The organism is Inhella sp., assembly GCF_027532025.1.
In the GTDB taxonomy this organism is placed as follows: Bacteria; Pseudomonadota; Gammaproteobacteria; order Burkholderiales; family Burkholderiaceae_C; genus Inhella.
In genome coordinates this window covers 1-17371 of the sequence record NZ_JAPZSY010000002.1, presented here as the reverse complement: position 1 = coordinate 17371, position 17371 = coordinate 1, and the positions used below count along the sequence as shown (strand labels likewise).

General features: G+C 67.8%; 13 protein-coding genes and 1 pseudogene. 2 read left to right on the top strand and 12 right to left on the bottom strand.

Annotation, left to right across the window (positions count from 1 at the left end; all coding sequences use genetic code 11):
- Positions 1-2: 2 nt before the first annotated feature.
- From glmU to O9335_RS00305, 5 genes and pseudogenes are all read right to left on the bottom strand, one after another.
- A complete protein-coding gene (glmU, locus tag O9335_RS00325) occupies positions 3-1394 on the bottom strand; it encodes a bifunctional UDP-N-acetylglucosamine diphosphorylase/glucosamine-1-phosphate N-acetyltransferase GlmU (RefSeq protein ID WP_298381831.1) in 1392 nt (463 codons plus the stop codon).
- Positions 1395-1458: 64 nt separating this feature from the next.
- Positions 1459-2052, bottom strand: coding sequence for a DUF4136 domain-containing protein (locus O9335_RS00320; RefSeq protein ID WP_298381828.1), 594 nt, complete (start codon positions 2050-2052; stop codon positions 1459-1461).
- Positions 2053-2151: 99 nt separating this feature from the next.
- Positions 2152-2982 (bottom strand): annotated as a pseudogene (gene ttcA / locus O9335_RS00315) (tRNA 2-thiocytidine(32) synthetase TtcA); the annotation flags it as partial.
- Complete coding sequence (locus O9335_RS00310; protein ID WP_127682795.1) at positions 2979-3338, bottom strand: dihydroneopterin aldolase; 360 nt, start codon at positions 3336-3338, stop codon at positions 2979-2981. The gene O9335_RS00310 and the pseudogene ttcA, both read right to left, overlap by 4 nt.
- A complete protein-coding gene (locus tag O9335_RS00305) occupies positions 3335-4105 on the bottom strand; it encodes an SDR family oxidoreductase (protein ID WP_298381819.1) in 771 nt (256 codons plus the stop codon). Before O9335_RS00305 ends, O9335_RS00310 begins: the two co-directional genes overlap by 4 nt.
- A 300-nt stretch (positions 4106-4405) precedes the next feature.
- Between O9335_RS00305 and O9335_RS00300 the strand changes: the two genes are divergently transcribed.
- Complete coding sequence (locus O9335_RS00300; protein WP_298381816.1) at positions 4406-6469, top strand: prolyl oligopeptidase family serine peptidase; 2064 nt, start codon at positions 4406-4408, stop codon at positions 6467-6469.
- A gap of 63 nt (positions 6470-6532) precedes the next feature.
- On the opposite strand, the gene O9335_RS00295 is transcribed toward O9335_RS00300, so the two are convergent.
- Genes O9335_RS00295 through O9335_RS00275 form a run of 5 tightly spaced genes read right to left on the bottom strand, consistent with a single transcriptional unit; the run spans position 6533 to position 12228 of the window.
- Positions 6533-7135, bottom strand: coding sequence for a sulfite oxidase heme-binding subunit YedZ (locus tag O9335_RS00295; protein ID WP_298381814.1), 603 nt, complete (start codon positions 7133-7135; stop codon positions 6533-6535).
- Complete coding sequence (gene msrP, locus O9335_RS00290) at positions 7132-8085, bottom strand: protein-methionine-sulfoxide reductase catalytic subunit MsrP (protein WP_298381809.1); 954 nt, start codon at positions 8083-8085, stop codon at positions 7132-7134. The genes O9335_RS00295 and msrP overlap by 4 nt, the downstream gene beginning before the upstream one ends.
- A gap of 49 nt (positions 8086-8134) precedes the next feature.
- Complete coding sequence (ccsB, locus tag O9335_RS00285) at positions 8135-9472, bottom strand: c-type cytochrome biogenesis protein CcsB (protein ID WP_298381806.1); 1338 nt, start codon at positions 9470-9472, stop codon at positions 8135-8137.
- Positions 9469-11550, bottom strand: a complete 2082-nt coding sequence (locus O9335_RS00280) for a cytochrome c biogenesis protein ResB (RefSeq protein ID WP_298381803.1) — start codon at positions 11548-11550, stop codon at positions 9469-9471. Before O9335_RS00280 ends, ccsB begins: the two co-directional genes overlap by 4 nt.
- 60 nt (positions 11551-11610) lie before the next feature.
- The gene (locus O9335_RS00275) at positions 11611-12228 is read right to left on the bottom strand and encodes a c-type cytochrome (protein ID WP_298381800.1); all 618 of its coding nucleotides are present in this window, start codon (positions 12226-12228) and stop codon (positions 11611-11613) included.
- A gap of 89 nt (positions 12229-12317) precedes the next feature.
- Between O9335_RS00275 and yihA the strand changes: the two genes are divergently transcribed.
- Positions 12318-13049: a ribosome biogenesis GTP-binding protein YihA/YsxC gene (yihA, locus tag O9335_RS00270; protein ID WP_298381799.1), complete on the top strand. Its 732-nt coding sequence runs from the start codon at positions 12318-12320 to the stop codon at positions 13047-13049.
- On the opposite strand, the gene O9335_RS00265 is transcribed toward yihA, so the two are convergent.
- Together O9335_RS00265 and O9335_RS00260 are read right to left on the bottom strand one after the other, a co-directional pair.
- Positions 13033-15258 carry a patatin-like phospholipase family protein gene (locus tag O9335_RS00265; protein WP_298381796.1) on the bottom strand — a complete coding sequence of 742 codons (2226 nt, stop codon included), beginning with the start codon at positions 15256-15258 and terminating at the stop codon, positions 13033-13035. The genes yihA and O9335_RS00265 overlap by 17 nt on opposite strands.
- The gene (locus O9335_RS00260; protein ID WP_298381793.1) at positions 15255-17168 is read right to left on the bottom strand and encodes a DUF1631 family protein; all 1914 of its coding nucleotides are present in this window, start codon (positions 17166-17168) and stop codon (positions 15255-15257) included. Before O9335_RS00260 ends, O9335_RS00265 begins: the two co-directional genes overlap by 4 nt.
- Positions 17169-17371: the final 203 nt, after the last annotated feature.

Genomic DNA, 17371 nt, shown 5'->3' with positions numbered 1-17371 from the left:
TGTTATGCCTTTGCTTTCTTGGTGGGACGTTGCCAGCCCGGCAGGGTGGCTTGGCGGGCTCGCGCCACGGTCAATCCGCCGGCCGGCACGGTTTTGGTCACGGTGGAGCCGCCCCCGACGGTGGCGCCCGCGCCGATCGTCACCGGGGCCACCAGCACGCAGTTGGAGCCGATGTGAGCGTCATCGCCGATCACCGTGCGGTGTTTGTTCGCTCCGTCGTAATTGGCGGTGATGGCGCCGGCGCCGTAATTGACCCGCTGGCCCACCGTGGCGTCGCCGAGATAGGCCAGGTGGTTGGCCTTGGCGCCGTCGGCCAGGGTGCTGTTCTTCACCTCGACGAAGTTGCCGATGTGCACCTCGCGGCCCAGGATGGCGCCAGGGCGCAGGCGTGAAAAGGGGCCGATCAACGCACCGGCGCCCACCTGCACGGGCTGGCTTTCGCCATCGATGTGGGTGAAGGGGTGGATCACCGCACCGACGTCGAGCCGGGCGTTCTTGATCACGCAGTGGGCCCCCACCCGAACGCCGTCGGCCAGGTGCACGCTGCCTTCGAAGACGCAGCCGACGTCGATCTCGACGTCGCTGCCGTGCGTCAAGGTGCCGCGCAGGTCGAAGCGGGCGGGGTCCAGCAGGCGCACGCCGGCGCGCATCAGGCGCTCGGCCTCGCGGCGCTGAAAGCGGCGCTCCAGGTCGGCCAGTTGCACCGGGTCGTTCACGCCCAGCACCTCGGTTTCGTTGGGGGCTTGCGTGGCCACCACCGGCACGCCCTCGGCCACGGCCATGGCCACGATGTCGGTCAGGTAGTACTCGCCCTGGGCGTTGTCGTTCTTCAGCGCCGCCAGCCAGCGGCGCAGCGCCGCGGTGGGCGCGGCCATCATGCCGGTGTAGCCCTCCCGGACTTGGCGCTCGGCCTCGCTCGCGTCTTTGTGCTCCTTGATGCCGAGCACGGCGCCATCTGGGGAGCGCAGGATGCGGCCGTAGCCCGTGGGGTCGTCCAGCACCACGGTCAGCAGCGCGAGCTTTGTGCCGCCGCAGGCCTCGGCCAGGGCCCGGGCGGTGCACTCTTGCACCAGGGGCGTGTCGCCGTTGAGGATCAGCGTGGTGGGTGCGCTGTCGTTCAGCGCGGGCAAGGCTTGTTGGACCGCATGGCCCGTGCCCAGTTGAGGCATCTGGCGCACAAAGCGAAGCGCCTCGCCGCGGGTGCGGGCCTCGACGGCCTCGGCGCCGTGGCCGGTGATGACGATGCGCGCCGCCGCGGGCAGGGGGGCCATGGTGTCCAGCACGTGCTGCACCAAGGGCTTGCCGGCGATGGGGTGCAGCACCTTGGGCGTGGCGGACTTCATCCGCGTGCCCTTGCCGGCGGCCATCACCACCAAGTTGATCGTCGAAGCCATCCCGCCCCCTGCGTGTCGAAAGGGGCGGAATTATCCGGGCGCCTTTGGCGCGCCCGACCCCCGATCAGGGGAGCGGCACGCGCACCCAGTGCGGCTTGGGATCGGCCCGTGGGAAGTCGCTCATGGCCGCTTGGAACAGCGCGCCCACGAGGGCCTCGCTGCCCATCGTGGCGCCGTCGTTGCTGGCGCGGGCCTCGTACAGGGCCTGGCCCGAGGCGCGATCGCGCAGCAGCAGCGCCACCTCGCGGTCGTAGCGCGGCTCCGGCGGGAAGCTGCTGCCCCAGGGGCGCACGGGGTAGAGGCCGTAGCGGTAAGCGCGCAGCGGCGCGTGCCAGCGCACCCACAGCGGGTCGTCCCAGGGGGCGGCGTCGGTGCGCGACACCCGCGCCCCGATGGCCACGATGACGTCCGGCGCTGCCCCGGCCGGGGCGGGCTGGAAGCCGGCCTTGGCCAAGGCCGGTGCGGCCAGTGCCTCCAGCTGGGCGGCGCGGCTGCCGGCCTGCTGCTGCGAGGGCAACCGCTCGAAGGCGTAGGTGCCGCCAGCGCGCCCGGCAGGCCATTCGCCGAAGCTGCTGACCTCGGCGCCTACCTGGTTCAGGCTGGCGCAACCGGCCAAGAGCAGGGCAGGGGCAAGCAGCAAAAGGGCACGGCGGGTCATGGCGGGTCTCCTGGGAACGGACTGGACAGCGACTTATACGGCTTCGGGGCTCAACCGGATGACACGCACGGGTTCGGGCGTGGGGCCGCAGCCCTCGTCTTCGTCGAAGGCGATGTCCCCCCCCTCGAAAGCGGCGCCGGTGGCCTTGATCGTGGTGAAGGGGTACAGCGCCTTGTCCATCATGTGGCTGGGCACGATGTTGCCCATGGCACGGAACATGTTGTCGATGCGGCCGGGGGTTTTGCGCTCCCACTCCTGCAGCATCGCCTTGATGGCGGCGCGCTGCAGGTTCTCCTGGCCGCCGCACAGGTTGCACGGAATGATGGGGAACTGCCGGTGCTCGGCCCAGCGGATCAGGTCGCTCTCGGCCACGTAGGCCAGCGGACGGATGACCACGTTCTTGCCGTCGTCGCTGACCAGCTTGGGCGGCATCCCCTTCATCTTGCCGCCGTGAAACATATTGAGCATCAGCGTGGTCACGATGTCGTCGCGGTGGTGGCCCAGCGCGATCTTGGTGCAGCCCAGCTCACCCGCCACGCGGTACAGGATGCCGCGGCGCAGGCGCGAGCACAGGCTGCAGGTGGTCTTGCCCTCGGGGATCAGCTTCTTGACGATGCTGTAGGTGTCCTGCTCCTCGATGTGGAAGGGCACGCCGATGCTCTTCAGGTAGGTCGGCAGCACCTCTTCGGGGAAGCCGGGCTGCTTTTGGTCGAGGTTGACGGCCACCAGCTCGAAGTCGATCGGCGCGCGCTGGCGCAGGTTGATCAGGATGTCGAGCAAGGCGTAGCTGTCCTTGCCGCCGCTCAGGCAGACCATGACCTTGTCGCCGGCTTCGATCATGTTGAAGTCGCCGATGGCCTCGCCCACCTGCCGGTGCAGGCGCTTGGACAGCTTGTTGACTTCGTGGGTCTCTTTGTCTTTGTGGCTCATCGCGGGTTCCTGCCCGTCACGCTCACGGTCACGCCGTCGCAGTCCGGAAAAATGTTGGGCTTGGTCACGCTGACGGTGCCGGCGCTCACGCCGCGCTCGCTCAGCAGGTCTTGCAGGATGCGGCCGGCCAGCGTTTCCAGCATGTTGATGTGGCCGCTCTCGGCGTGGCGGATGGCGCTGGCGCGCAGGTGGCGGTAGTCCAGCACGTGGGCCACGCTGTCCTCCTCGGGCAACAAGGGTCCGTCGGCCAGCTCGACGAAGAGCGAAATCAGCAGCTGCTGCTTGGCCTCGAGCTCGTGCGGCAGGATGCCCACGCTGGCTTGGACGCGCAGCTTTTCGATGTGGATGGTCTTCATGGGGAGTCCGTGTCCGTGAACGCGAAGTCGCGGGTCATGCGGGTCAGGTGGGAGCCGGCGTCCACCACGATGCTGGTGCCGGTGACCGACGGGGTGCTCAGCAGGTAGTGCACGGTGCGCGCGATGTCGTCGGGCGCCACGCCCAAGCCCAAGGGCGTTTGCGACTGAAGCTTGGCCAAGCGGGCGGCGTCGATGTCGGGGCTACCCAGCGTCAACCCCGGCGCCACGCCCACCACCCGCACCCAGGGCGCCAGGGCCTGCGCCAGGATGGGCGTGGCCGCGGCCAGCGCCGCCTTGCTCAGCGTGTAGCTCAGGTGGTCCGGGTTGGGGGCCCACAGCTTTTGGTCCAGCAGGTTGACCACGCAGCCTTGCCGTTGGGCCTCCGCGCAGTGCCGGTGCAGCGCGCGGGCCAGGATCAACCCGGCGGCGGTGTTCGTGCGCCAGTGGGCGTCCAGGCTGGCGTGGCTCAGCGTGGCGATGGTGTCGTGCTCGAAGCGCGAGGCGTTGTTCACCACCGCGTCCAGCCGGCCGAAGGCGGCCACGGCGGCCGGCACCAAGCCCTCCACGGCCGCCTCGTCGCCCAGTTCGGCCGCCAGGACGTGCACCCGGGCCCCCAGCGCGCGCAGGTCGGCCGCCGTGGCCTCGGCCTCCGGGTCGGGCGCATGGCGGTGGTGCACCGCCACGTCCCAGCCGTGCTCGGCCAAGTGCAAGGCGATGTGGCGGCCCAAGCGACGGGCCGCTCCGGTGACGAGGACGGCCGGGCGCATGGGAGGGGGGTGGGGGCGTGGCCAAGCCACGGAACCAGAAGATCGAGGCCTCGATTATCCCGGGCCACCACCGCCCCAGCAGGGACGAGGGCGTCGGCGCGCCAAAGCCCATCACCACGGACAAGGGCAACGATCAGGTTGGGGTAAACGCGGAGCTGCGCCGCCCGCAAAATCCTTCGCACCAAAGCGGCTATCTCCCGTGGCTTTTGTCCAAGCCCGGGGGCTGGCGGCACCATGCAGCCACGCTGGCCGTTCGTCGGCCCCGTTGTACGGCCATTTCAAGATCCCCCAAGGAAACACATGACCATCAAACTGACCAAACGCGCCATCGCCCTGTTGGGCGTGAGCGCGGTGTTGGGGGCCACGCCCCTCACCGGGGCCTGGGCCCAGACGCAGGCCGTGTTGCCGGACGTCACCACCAACTTGCCCTTCCAACCGCTGCCGGTGAAGGCGTATGTCGACTACCCGCTGTACCAACAGGGAAGCCTGTCGCCCGATGGCAAAAAGCTGGCAGCGCTGGCCCCAGTGGGCGAAAAGCGCAACATCGTGGTGCTCGACCTCGACACCATGAAGCCCCGGGTGGTCACCAACTTCACCGAGTACGACGTGGTGCAGTTCAACTGGGTGGGCGACTACCTGGTGTTCAGCTTGGGCACCTTGGACACTCCCACGGGCCCCGAGTTCGGCGAGGGCGGTGGCTTGTTCGTCGTCAAGGCCGACGGCTCGGGCGGGCGTCAGTTGCACCCCACCGTGCGTGAAGAGCGTCGCCAAATCCGTGTGGCGGGACGCCTGCCGAACAACACCGAAGAGATCATCGTCAGCGGCAGCTTGCGCGATGCGCGGGCCCCCGACCTGTACCGCTTGAACCTGAGCAACGGCAAGAAGGAATTGCTCACTTTCAAACAGCCCGGCTTGGTCACGCGGTGGCTGTTGGATGAAGCGGGTGTGCCGCGCGTGGCCACCGTCGTGGATGACCGTGAGTTGATGCCCGAGGAGCAGCAGGTTCGCGTGCTCTACCGTGACTCGGCCGATTCCGAGTGGCGCGAGATCAAGAAGTTCGACAAGGGTGAGAAGGAGCGCTGGACGCCCATCGCCATGGCGGACAACAACCAAGATTTCATTGTTTCCACCGCCAAGGGGCGCGACACCAGCGCCCTGGTGCGATTCGACGTGGCCAAGGGCGACCTCTCCGACATCGTGGCAGCCCATCCGCGCTACGACCTTGGCCTTGACGCCCTGGGCTCACTGGGCGCCACCTTGCTGCGTGACAGCGACGGCAAATTGGTGGGTCTGAGCATCGCCGACGAAAAGCTGCAAACGGTGTTCTTCAACGAACGCTATGCCGCGCTGCACGCTGGCCTCGAGCGGGCGTTCCCGGGCAAGGCCGTGAGCCTGCAGCGCACCAAATCCGACCGCTCGTTGGTGACGGTGTTCAGTGACCGCCAACCTGCGACCTATTACCTGTTCGATGAGAAGACGCGCCGCTTGACCGAATTGCTGCGCACCCGCGAGGGCATCGGTGAGCGGCATCTTGCGGAGGTCCGTCCCTTCCTGCTGAAGACCCGCGACGGCTTGGAGATCCCCTCGTACTACGTCCTGCCTAACACCTACCAGCCCGGCCAAAAGCTGCCGACCGTGGTGCACATCCACGGCGGTCCGTTCGCCCGTGCTGACACGTGGCTGGGTGGCACCGGCATCCGCGAAGCGCAGGTACTCGCCTCGCGCGGCTACGCCGTCGTGATCCCTAACTTCCGGGTCACGCCGGGCTTTGGCAAGAAGATTTACGAGGCCGGCAAGAACGGTGCCTACGGTCGCCAGATGAGCGAGGACCATGAGGACGCCGCGAAGTGGGCCGTCCAACAGGGCTTCGCCGACGGCTCCCGCATGTGCATCAGCGGGGCCAGCTACGGCGGTTATGCGTCGCTGTGGGCCATGATCAAGTCCAAGCCCATGTTCAAGTGCGCGGTGGCGGGTTTGGTCGTCAGCGACTTGGAGACCCAACTGACTTCGGTGTCGGGAGACACGGCGGGCAACCGCTTGGGTCAGCGCTTCTGGAAGTCCGACATCCTGGGTCTGAAAGGGGATGACTGGAGCAAGGCGCACGAGGTGTCGCCGGCTCGGCACGCGGACAAGTTCGAAGGGGCGCTGTTCATGTACGCCGGTCGCGATGACGTGCGCACACCGATGCAGCAAACCACGATGATGGTGGATGCACTCAAGCGCGCAGGCAAAGCGCCGGAGGTGCTGATGGTCAAGGACAAGGAAGGCCACGGCTACGGCAAGCTGGAGAACCGCGTCGACCTCTACGAGCAGATGCTGGCCTTCTTGGACAAGCACATCGGCCCCAGCTCGCTGAAGAAGTAAGCCACGGCGCCATCGCCCCCAAACGCCCGCCTTGTGCGGGCGTTTTTCATGGGGCCTTCGGGGTCAGCGTTGGCGCCAGCGGTGCCACAGGCGCCAGCCCAGCAGCAGGGCCAACAGGGCGGCGTGGAAGAAGGGGTCGGCCAGGTTGTTCTTGGCGCTGCGCATCCACCAGAAGTGCAGGCAGCCCAGGGCCGCGACGGCGTAGACGAGGCGGTGCAGGGCTTGCCAGCGGCGGCCGCCGAGCGCGCGAACGGCGGCGTTGACGCTGGTCAGGGCCAAGGGCAGCATCAGCAGGAAGGCCAGCATGCCCACCAGGATGAAGGGGCGCTTGAGCACGTCGCGCACGATGTCTTGAAGCACCAGGCCCTGGTCGAACCAGGCGTAGGCCGTGAGGTGCAGGGCCACGTAGGCAAAGCTCCACAGGCCCAGCAGGCGGCGCAGGCGCAGCAGCGCGGGCTGGTGGAAGGTGACGCGCAGCGGCGTGATGGCCAGGGTGAGCAGCAGGCCGCGCAGGCCCCAGTCGCCCAGGCCGCGGATCAAGGCCTCGGCCGGGTTGGCGCCCAGGCCTTGCGTGAGCAAGGCGGCGACGAGCCCCAGCAAAGGCAAGGCACACAGGGCGTGGGCCAGCGGCTTGACCGCCGGGTGCAGCAGCAGTGGGCGCTTCAAAAGAATCGGCGCAGGTCCATGCCGGCGTACAGCGGGCCCACCTGCTCGGCGTAGCCGTTGAACATCAGGGTCGGGCGGCGCTTCGCGAACAAGCCCCCCAAGGGGCCGGCGTCGTCGCCGATGCGGCGCTCCGTGGCCTGGCTCCAGCGCGGGTGGTCGACCTGCGGGTTCACGTTGCTGAAGAAGCCGTACTCGCGCGGGGCGGCGGCCATCCAGCTGGTGATGGGGGGCTTTTCGGTGAGGCGGATCTTGACCAGGCTCTTGCCGCTTTTGAAGCCGTACTTCCAGGGGACCACGAGGCGCAGGGGCGCGCCGTTTTGGTTGGGCAGCAGCTCGCCGTACATGCCAAAGCCCAGCAGGGTGAGCGGGTGCTGCGCCTCGTCCAAGCGCAGGCCCTCGAGGTAGGGCCAGTCCAGCACGCCGCTGCGCACGCCGGGCATCTGGGTCTTGTCGGCCAGGGTGACGAACTCGACGAACTTGGCCTTGCCCGTGGGCTCGACCTGCTTGAGCAGGGCCGAGAGCGAGTAGCCCACCCAGGGAATGACCATGGACCAGCCCTCGACGCAGCGCAGGCGGTAGATGCGCTCTTCCATGGGGGCGAGCTTGAGCAACTCTTCGATGCCGAAGGTGCGGGGCTTGAGGCACTCGCCCTCGACGCTCACGGTCCAGGGCCGGGTGCGCAGGGTGTGGGCGTTCTCGGCCGGGTCGGACTTGTCCGTGCCGAACTCGTAGAAGTTGTTGTACGTGGTGGCGTCGCGCTGCGCGGTGGGCTTGTCCAGGGCCAGCGCGCCGGGCACCGTGGACTTGCTGCCCGGCAGCTTGTTGCCGGCTTGGCCCCAGGCGGGCAGGGCCAGCGCGCCGGCGCCGGCCAACCAGGTGCGACGCTGCAGGTAGACGCGCCGCGGTGTGATTTCGCTGCTGGGGATCGGGGGAACGAAGGGGCGTGGCATGACGGGAGCTCCTGGGTGCTGAGGTGGGTCGTGCCGGGCCGCGCCGTCCTTACAGCTGCCCGTAACTGTGCAGGCCGCTGAGGAACATGTTGACCCCAAGGAAGGCAAAGGTCGTGACCAGCAAGCCAATCACTGCCCACCAGTTGGCGATGGCGCCGCGCAGGCCCTTCATGAGGCGCATGTGCAGCCAGGCCGCGTAGTTCAGCCAGACGATGAGGGCCCAGGTTTCCTTCGGGTCCCAGCTCCAGTAGCCGCCCCAGGCCTCGGCGGCCCAGAAGGCGCCCAGGATGGTGGCGACGGTGAAGAACGCGAAGCCGAGCGCGATGGCGCGGTACATGAGTTCGTCCAGCACGGGCAGGGCCGGCAGGCGGGCGGTGAAGCGCTCGCGCAGTGCCACGCACACGGCCAGGAACACGCCAACGCCACCGAACTTACGCGCCCAAGCGTGCAGGCCGGTGATGGTCTTTTCTTCCAGAGCCCCGAACTGCGCAAAGCCCAGCAGCACGGCCACCAGGCCCAGCGGCAGCACGACCAGTCCGACCCACAGCGAGCGCGCGTCGGCGGTGCGCAGCAAGGCGGCCAGGGCGACCATGGCGGCCAGCGCAAAGCAGCCGTAGCCCACGAAGTTGGCGGGCACATGGATCTTCATCCACCAACTTTGGAGCGCCGGCACCAGGGGCTGGATCTCGTGGGCGCTGCGCGAGAAGGCGTACCAAAGCAAGAAAGCCACACCAGCCGACACGATGAGCATGACCCAGGCGCCCAGGGCCCGGGTGCGGTAGCGCTCTTCGTAATAGAGGTAGAAAAGCGCCGTCATCCAGGTGAACATGATGAAGACTTCGTACAGGTTGCTCACCGGGATGTGCCCGATGTCCGGCGCGATCTGGTGGCTCTCGAACCAGCGCACCAAGGTGCCGATGAGGGCCATGCCCACGGCGCCCCAGGTCAAGCGGGTGCCCAGGGCCTCCATGGCGTCGCTGCGCGTCAGCAGTCCCAACCAATAAAAGCCGGTGGCCAGCACCACCAAGAAAGACATCCACAAAATGGCGCTCTGGCTCGCCAGACCGTACTTGAGCAAGAACAGTTGTTCGGCCACGGCCAAGTCGGCCCCGAAGGCGTCGCGGTGGCCGCTGTACAGACCGATGGCCAGCAGCGAGGCCGCGCCCACCACCAAGCTCAGGGTGCGCAGCGGCGCCCAGAACCAGCCCAGCGCGATGAGCGATGGGGCACTGCCCAGCAGCACCGCTTTTTCGTAGCCGTCCATCGAGCCGTTGTAGCGCCAGAAGGCGTAGGCCGTGCCGGCCAGCACCAGGGCAGCAAACACCCAGTCGAAGGCACTGCGCCGCGAGGGCGCTGGGGTGGGCAAGGGGATGGCGGTGGTGGTCATGGGGACGGAACGGGAGGCTGCAGTGCGGCTTGGAGTTGGGCAAACTCGGCATCGAGTTCGCTACCGGGGCGGGAGCTGGACAGCGCCATCGTCAAAGAAGTGCCGCTGCCGTGGGGAGCGAGCCACAGCCACAGCCGACGCTCGCGGATGTAGAGCATCGCAAACACCCCGATGGTCAGCAACACTGCCCCCAAATACACGAGGGTTTGACCCGGCGCCCGCGCCACCTGGAACACGCTGGCATGACGCTTGTCAAAGCCGTCCAAGGTCACGAGGTAAGGGACGGGGTAGAAGGCGCTGTCCGACAGCGCCAGCACGGCCTGGGCCATGAAGCGCTGGCGGGCGTCGTCGGCCTCGGGCCACGCCACGCCGTCGCGTGCGCGGGCCGCCCGATCGAGTTCGAGCAAGCCGCTGTTGAGCAAGCGCATCAACACATTGGCCATGCCTTCTCGCTCGCCCGCCGGCACGCGCTGCTCCACGTGGGCGCCCAAGGCGGCCAATCCGCCGCGGGCTTCGCCGACAGGCTGCTCCCCCGAGAACAGGGCCAGCACCTGCTCGGCCGTGGCTTGCAGTTGGGGCTGCAGGTCGGCGCGCGGCGCGGCTTGCTCGGCCACGGCGCGCGCGGCTTGCGCCCGCAGGGCGGGGTCGTTCAGGGCGCGGCGCAAGCGCAGCCAGCCGGCCAAGCTGTCGTTTTCATCGGCCGGCAACCGCAGGTAACGGAACTCCTCTTGAACCGAGTCGCGCACGCCCATCAAGAACACCCGCGTGCCATCCAGTTCCACGGGCACCATGTAGCTTTGGAACTCGAGCGCTTGTCCCGCTGGATCTCGCAAGCGATACGTGAGGCTGGGGCCGATGTTTCGCAAGCGCTTGTCGTTCGGGTCTTTCGCGCCCGAACCCAGGTGTTTGCCCAGCCCGGACATCGCCAACGCTGGCGGTTGAGGCGGATTGGAGGCGGCCTCTGCACTGGCGGGCGGCGCCAGGTTTTCCACGTTGATCACGCGCAGGTCGGAGGGCTCCAGCGTGTACCGGGTGCCGGGCAAGGGTTGTGGCTTGCCCACCAGGGCCTCGAGGGCACGCCCCTCGTTCCCACGCCATGGCTCGAGCTTCAGACGCAGGGCCGACCCCCCGTCTTCGAAGCTGCTTTGATAGATGGCGATGCCGCGGTGGATGAGCGGTTTGTTGACTTCGATGCGGGCCGGGTGCTCGCCGTTCTCATCGCGCAGCACCACGTCGCTGGCGAACAGTTTGGGCATCCCGGTGTCGTAGTACTCGACGACGAAGCGCTTGAGCTCCAGCTCGAACGGCAGGGGCTGCACCAGCAGGCCGCCGGGCAGGTTCAGCAGCGCCATGCGGGCGCTGTCCCCTTCCGGCACAAAGAGGTTGGCGCGGTAACTGGGGTTGCGAACGTCCAGGCTGTGTGGCTCGAGCGTGGGCACCGTGTTGCCCGTGCCGGTGTACAGGGTCTTGCCCTGGATCTTGGCCAGCGTGCGCACCACGAGGTCGCCGTCCAACAAGCCGCCCAGGCAGATCAGCACGATGGCGCTGTGGGCGGCGATGTAGCCCAGCTTGTGCGCCCCGCCTTTGCGCGCCGCAATCAGGGTGCCATCGGCGCGGGCATCGAGCTTGGGTGTCCAACCCAAAGCACCCAGTCGCGCCAGCACGGTGGCCTGCGTGTCAGCCGGCGCCAGCGTCCACGCCGAATCGGTCTTGTGGGGGTAGGCGCGAAGGCTGGCCGGGCGCAAGTGCAGCTTGGCGTCGCGCAGGTCGCGCAAGATCTTGGGGGTGTTGCGCGCCACGCACAACGAGGTGGAAACGACCAAAAACGCCAACGCCAACAAGAACCAAGGGGCGCTGTAGACCGTGAACAGGTCCAGGCGACCAAACAAATCGGCCCAAAACGGCCCGAACTGGTTGACGTAGTTGTTGGCCGGCTGGCGCTGCTGCACCACGGTCCCGATGACCGAGGCGATGCTGATGAGCGCCAGCAGCGAGATGGCGAACCGCATGGAGGCCAGCAGCTCGAGCAGCTCTTTGCCGGATTGGGAGAGGCGGGAGGAGACAGTCACGGGCTGCATTGTCCGGGCGTAAAAAAAGCCGGTGCGGGGCACCGGCTTCTGTGCGTGGGGTCGGGTCGGTCAGCGCAGGCCGGCGATGTAATCGGACACGGCCTTGATTTCGGCGTCGTTCATGTTGGCGGCGACCCCCGTCATCTGGGCGTTGTTGGCGCGCGCGCCGCTGCGGAAGGCCAACATCTGGGCCTCGATGTAATCGGCATGCTGGCCCGCCAATCGCGCGTACTGGGCAGGGATACCAGCTCCAGTGGGGCCGTGGCAGGCGGCGCAGGCAGGAACTCCCTTGGCCATGATGCCGCCGCGGTAGATCTTCTGACCCAGCTCGATGGTGGCCTTGTTCTTGGCGAAGCCCGGTTTGGCCGACTTGCTCGCGTAGAAGGCGGCCACGTTGCGCATGTCGTCGTCGCTCAGTGTGCCGGCGAAGCCCGCCATGATGGCGTTCTTGCGCTTGCCGCTTTTGTATTCCTGCAGCTGCTTGACCAGGTACTCGGGGTGTTGGCCGGCCAAGATCGGGTTGGCCGGGCTGCCGCGCGAGCCATCGGCCGTGTGGCAGGCCGCACAAACTTGGGTGGCGATGGCTTGGCCCTTGGCCAGATCGGGCTTCACCGGCGCCTTGGGCGGCTCGACGGCCTGGACGGCACTGGCGGCAAACAGGGCAAGGGCGAGGAGTCGCAGCTTCATGGTGCGGGGGCGCTTTCTTGGCAGGGGAGCGTCTTGAATGGGCCGCGAGGGCAACCCAAAAGGCGCCGAATCTTACAATGCGCGCCTCTATGACCGAGCCCACCCCCACCCTGTCCGACAAAGAGGTGCTGGGCTGGGCCCACACCGCGCGCTTTTTCACCACGGCGGCGCAGCTGCACCAGGTGCCCGACACCGGCCTCCCCGAGGTGGCTTTCGTCGGGCGCTCGAACGCTGGCAAGAGCACGGCCATCAACACCTTGGCGCAAACCAAGCGCTTGGCCTTTGCGTCGAAGACGCCCGGACGCACCCAGCACATCAACCTGTTCCATGTGGGGCCGAAGGACGAGCCCAATCAGTTGTGGGCCGACCTGCCGGGCTACGGCTATGCGGCGGTCAATCGCGAGGCCAAGAAGCGCTGGCAGCAGGTCATGGCCGACTACCTGCAGCAGCGTCAACCGCTGCGCGGCGTGGTGCAGATGGTGGACAGTCGCCACGGCCTGACCGATTTGGACCGGCAGCTGATCGACTTCATGGCCGAGCGCATCTACGCTGGCGAGATCAGCCTGCTGGTGCTGCTGACCAAGGCCGACAAGCTCAACCGCAAAGAGCAAACGGCCATCTTGCGCCAGACCCAGGAGTTGCTGGCCAGCTACGTGCTGACCGAGCAGAGCGACATCGGCGTGGCCCTGTTCTCCGCATTGAAGAACCAGGGCGTGGCCGACGCGGCGCGGCAACTGCACGAGTGGGCATCGGCGGGCTCGGCGCCCGATGCCGCGACGCCGCCCGTCGGCGAGGGTGAGCCGCCTACGGCCGACCGATGAACAGGTAGAGCGCGGTGCGTCCGTTCAGCGCGCTGCCCACAGCCAAGTAAAGCGGCCCCAAGCCGGTGTCGGCACCCACGAAGGCGCTGGTCGCCCAGCGCAGGTGGCTGGGCTTGAGTTGACGGGCGTCGGCCCATGTGTTGCCGGCCTCCAGGGAAGCACCCATGAACCAACCTCGGGTGAACACGGGGGCGTCGGTCAGGCGTCGCTGCCACACCAAGCGCCCCAACAGCAGGGCGTTGCCGCTGAGCTGGTCGGTCTGCAGGCCCGACAGTTGATGAAACCCGCCCAGGGCGTAGACGCCGCCGAGTTGGTCCCGCCCCTGCCGGGAGGCGGCCGTTCGCAGCGTGAGACCGAGGGTGTCGATGCCCCAACTGAGCACGCCCGTCGCGTCGAGCTCCAGCCGCCGCACCGAGCGTTCGCTGCCCCGCTGGCTTCCCCACAGCCCAGTGGCCGAGGCCCGCCAACCGTTGCGTGGGAAGTTGGCGTCGTCGAGCAAATCGGCTCGGGCGGTCAGCCTCAGGCCTTGGATGCGCTGCGTTTGCTCTAGCCAGGATGGGTCGACGGGGCGAGCGGCCACGCGTTGCTTCCACTGCCACGTTTGTTGCCACAGGCCAGCGCGCCATTCACCCAGCCGGCCGATGGGTTGACCGAAGTCCAAGCCCGAGCCCAAGCTGCGCCGTTGCAGCAGAGCCATCTCTTGGCCGCGATCGTCGTACAGCGAAACCGGGCGACCGAGGCTTTCGGCCCAGACGGCCACGAACCCATCCCATGGGGTGCCCGCTTGCTCGGTCAGCGGCTGGTAGACCTCGGTGAAGAGGCGCGGGTTGCGCCCCAGCGTCAGCTGGTTGCGCCACTCGCCACCCAGCGTGTTGATCCAGTGGCGGTTGTGGCTGATGCGCAAGTTGAAGTGGCTATCGCCCGCGCCGTCGGTGGACAGGTCCAGTCCGATGCGGAAGTAGTTGGGACCCCAAGACTTGTCGTCCAACTCGAACACCAAGGCGTCGCCCACTGGCGTGGGGTCCAGGCGGAAATCCACGCGCTGGTAGTCGCCGGTGGCCGCCAGTTGTTGGGTGTCGCGCACCGCCTTGGCGCTGTCGAAGGGGGCGCCCACGCGGGATTCCAGCAGCGGCGCATGACGCGCAGGACGGGTGGCGGTGCTGCCTTCGAAGCGCACGGCCACCACCCGAGGCGGTGGCAGCTCCATCACGCGCCGCTGAGCCTGCCAGGCCGCGTAGTCGGTGGCGGACACCGCATGGGCTCGCAGTTGGGGCAACAGGGCTTCCGCGGCCTGCTCACCAGCGCGGATGATGGCAGCGGCTTGGCTGAAGTCCCCCGAGCTGTAGCTCGACAAGTCGGGGGTGATCAGCAGGTCGTCGGCGCCCAGGCTGGCCACACTGCGTTTGACGTTTTGCTCGGTCAGGATGTTGACCATTTGCGCGGTCAAGCCCAGCAGGGAATTCAGGCTCTTGCGGGGCGCCAGCGGCGTGCCCACGTTGACGGCGATGAGCCGCTGCGCGCCGAGCCCGCGTGCCACGTCCACGGGCAGGTTGTTCACCAGGCCACCGTCGCCCAACAGCTGCTGGCCCCATTCGATGGGCGCAAACACCCCGGGCACGCTCATGCTCGCGCGCATGGCGTGGGCCAAGTCGCCCTCGGCCAGCACGCGCGCGTCACCGGTTTCCATGTCGGTTGCTACGGCGCGGTAAGGCAGGGGCAACTCGTCGAAGTGGCGCACGTGGCGCACGGGCAGGGTCAGGCGGCGCAGCAGCACCTCCAGCATTCGGGTTGACACCGTGCCCTGCGGCGCGCGCAATTCGCCCTGTCGAAGGCCCAGCTCGACGGCGCCGGAAAACGCGTAGTCTTCTTCTTTGCGCCTTTGGGGCAGGTGGGGCCGGTCCACCCGGTTGGCAAAGACCTCGGCCCAATCCAAGGCCAGCAGCTCGCGCTCCAACTCGGCAGCCGGTAGGCCGGAGGCGTAGAGCCCCCCCACGATGGCCCCCATCGACGTGCCGGCCACGGCCTGCACGGGGATGCGCTCGCGCTCCAGGACCTTGAGAACGCCGATGTGGGCCAAGCCCCGGGCGCCGCCGCCCGAGAGCACCAGCCCCACGGCAGGGCGAACCGGCGGAGCGGGCTCAGCCGCCACGCCCAGGCTCAGGGTCCAGCCCAAGACCAGTCCCCAGGCCCACGGGCCATTGGGCCTCATGGCAGGTCTTGCATCAGCGCGTGGATGGCGCGTTCGACGGCGCCCTCTTGCTCCAGGTTGATGGCCAGTCCGCTGCGGTAGAGCTGCCGCAGGGCGCCGCGGGTGATGGACTGCCGCTCGGCCTCGTCTTGGCCCACGAACAAGTAGAACTCGCCGTCTTCGCTGATCCAGCCGAGTTGGGCGGTCCGCCATTGCCCGTGGGCCATCAGGTGCAGCCAGTGTCCGATGTGCAGGCTGGCGATCCACGCTTGGTCGGGGCGCAGCGACTCGCCCGCTTGCAGTGCCTGCGGCTGAGTGGGCAGCAAGGTGCGGTCCACGTCAGCCGTGGCCCAGACCGAACCGAACTCGCTGTGGCGCTCGGCCAACACGCTCTGCAGGCTGCTCTCGGGGTCGAGTCGCGAGTCGCGGGCGTAGCGCGACTCGGGGGCGTCAACGGGGCTCTGCGTCGGGACGCCCAAGCCCTTGCCACTGAGCACCCGTCCATGGAGGGCCATGAGCTCGGTGAAGAAGTCGCGGCTCTGCTCCGGCGCCAGTTGGATGGATTGCAGGCCGATCTCCAGGCGGCGAATCAGGCTCGGCAGGCGGCCGCGGAGTTCGTCGCGGGCGGCCTGATCCGGCAAGGGCATCAGGCTGTCGATGAGCTCATCCACCAAGTGGATCTGGGATTGAGCCAGTTCCGAGTCCTCGCCATGTTCGACCATGCTGTGCACGATGGCGTCGACCCAGGTGTCGGTGAGAAAGCGCCGCAGGCTGCGGCTGACGGCAATGCCCGCCAACTGGGCTTTCAACTGGTCGCGCACCAGCGAGGTCCAACTGGCGCGCTGTTTGCGTCGCGCGAGTTTCGTCAGCTCCGCGGCCGAGGGTTGGACCGTGGAGGCGCGCACCTGGCGTGCGATGAACGCGTCGATCAGGCGCCGCAGTCCCTCGAAGTGCTGACTGCTCAGGGCGGGCGCGTTGAGCAGGGCCGAGGTTTGCTCTTCCAGGAAAGCCAGAAAGTCGGCCAGTCGATGATCGCCTGGGTTGGTGAACGTGCTGCCGTAGGCGGCCACGGCGTTGATCAGCCGCCAAGCCGGGTGCTGCTGGTCTTGCAGCAGCTTCTCGTCCACCAGGCTGAGGCGCTCGAGCGCGACTTGGAACCTGGACAAACTGCCCTTCACCGGCGCGCTCAAGGTGGGGTCGGTGAGCAGCCGCTGGTAGATCTGAGACAACAAACCCCGGTCGCGCTGTCCCGGCAAGACCGTGGTGACGGCATCGCGCTGGCGCGTGAACTCAGCCCGTTCCTGCAAGTCCGCCAGGCTGGTGTTGGGCGCGCGGGGGGTAGGCGCGGTGGTCAGCAACTGCGCCACCTTGTGCTCCTGCAACACCGCCATCAGCGACTGGTACAGCGGGGCCAGCGCTTCGGCCAGCGCCGGGCTGGCCAACTGCATGAAGGCGTAATGCTGCTCCGCCGACAGGTCGTTGCCTGCCAGCGCCTCGGCCATGGCCTGGGCAAAGAGGGTGGGCCGCAGCCAGTTGGGCTCCCGCCCGTGTTGCACGCCCGCCAGCGCGCTGAAGAACGTGTTGAGTTGGTACAACTCGTTGGAGAAGGGCTCCTGGCAGTGCTTGGCGGCGTGGTTCACCCCCACATCCATCAGCGCTTGATGTTCGTCCACCAGGCTCAGCTGGTGGAGCGCCACCTCTTTGGGGCGAAACGGATCGATGCCCCGCCGTGCTTGTGCCAGCCTCGGCTGCAGGCTGGTTTCGAATTCCAACTGGAAGCGCTTGCGTCGTCGGGCCCAAGCGTCGCGAAGCAGCACGTGTCGAGTTTGCTGAACGCAGGCGCCGATGCTCTCGATCAGCTGGCGGCTCAGACGCGGCACATCGGCGGTGACGGCGTCGACCAAGGCGCGAAGGGTGTCGTTGGAGACCATGGTCCTGAATCAGACCACGGGGAAAGGCGCCTGTCATGCCAGTGGCTCCCCCAGACTTGGTGACGAAAGTGGCGGGAAAGCCGCAACTCTTGCGCTAGGAGTCTGCGCGGCAGAAGCCCAGGCCGGCGTGGCCCCTGGTCCGGCGCAGGCTAGGAGCGACGCCGCCGTGGACTCGTGTCCACAAGAAGGAGCGACAACGCATG

What these genes read in the sequence shown, in the direction of transcription:
- O9335_RS00280 (WP_298381803.1), bottom strand. Translation starts at nt 11,550, where the DNA reads ATGCAGCCCGTGACTGTCTCCTCCCGCCTCTCCCAATCCGGCAAAGAG.
- O9335_RS00265 (WP_298381796.1), bottom strand. Translation starts at nt 15,258, where the DNA reads ATGAGGCCCAATGGCCCGTGGGCCTGGGGACTGGTCTTGGGCTGGACC.
- glmU (WP_298381831.1), bottom strand. Translation starts at nt 1,394, where the DNA reads ATGGCTTCGACGATCAACTTGGTGGTGATGGCCGCCGGCAAGGGCACG.
- O9335_RS00310 (WP_127682795.1), bottom strand. Translation starts at nt 3,338, where the DNA reads ATGAAGACCATCCACATCGAAAAGCTGCGCGTCCAAGCCAGCGTGGGC.
- ccsB (WP_298381806.1), bottom strand. Translation starts at nt 9,472, where the DNA reads ATGACCACCACCGCCATCCCCTTGCCCACCCCAGCGCCCTCGCGGCGC.
- yihA (WP_298381799.1), top strand. Translation starts at nt 12,318, where the DNA reads ATGACCGAGCCCACCCCCACCCTGTCCGACAAAGAGGTGCTGGGCTGG.
- msrP (WP_298381809.1), bottom strand. Translation starts at nt 8,085, where the DNA reads ATGCCACGCCCCTTCGTTCCCCCGATCCCCAGCAGCGAAATCACACCG.
- O9335_RS00275 (WP_298381800.1), bottom strand. Translation starts at nt 12,228, where the DNA reads ATGAAGCTGCGACTCCTCGCCCTTGCCCTGTTTGCCGCCAGTGCCGTC.
- O9335_RS00320 (WP_298381828.1), bottom strand. Translation starts at nt 2,052, where the DNA reads ATGACCCGCCGTGCCCTTTTGCTGCTTGCCCCTGCCCTGCTCTTGGCC.
- O9335_RS00300 (WP_298381816.1), top strand. Translation starts at nt 4,406, where the DNA reads ATGACCATCAAACTGACCAAACGCGCCATCGCCCTGTTGGGCGTGAGC.
- O9335_RS00260 (WP_298381793.1), bottom strand. Translation starts at nt 17,168, where the DNA reads ATGGTCTCCAACGACACCCTTCGCGCCTTGGTCGACGCCGTCACCGCC.
- O9335_RS00305 (WP_298381819.1), bottom strand. Translation starts at nt 4,105, where the DNA reads ATGCGCCCGGCCGTCCTCGTCACCGGAGCGGCCCGTCGCTTGGGCCGC.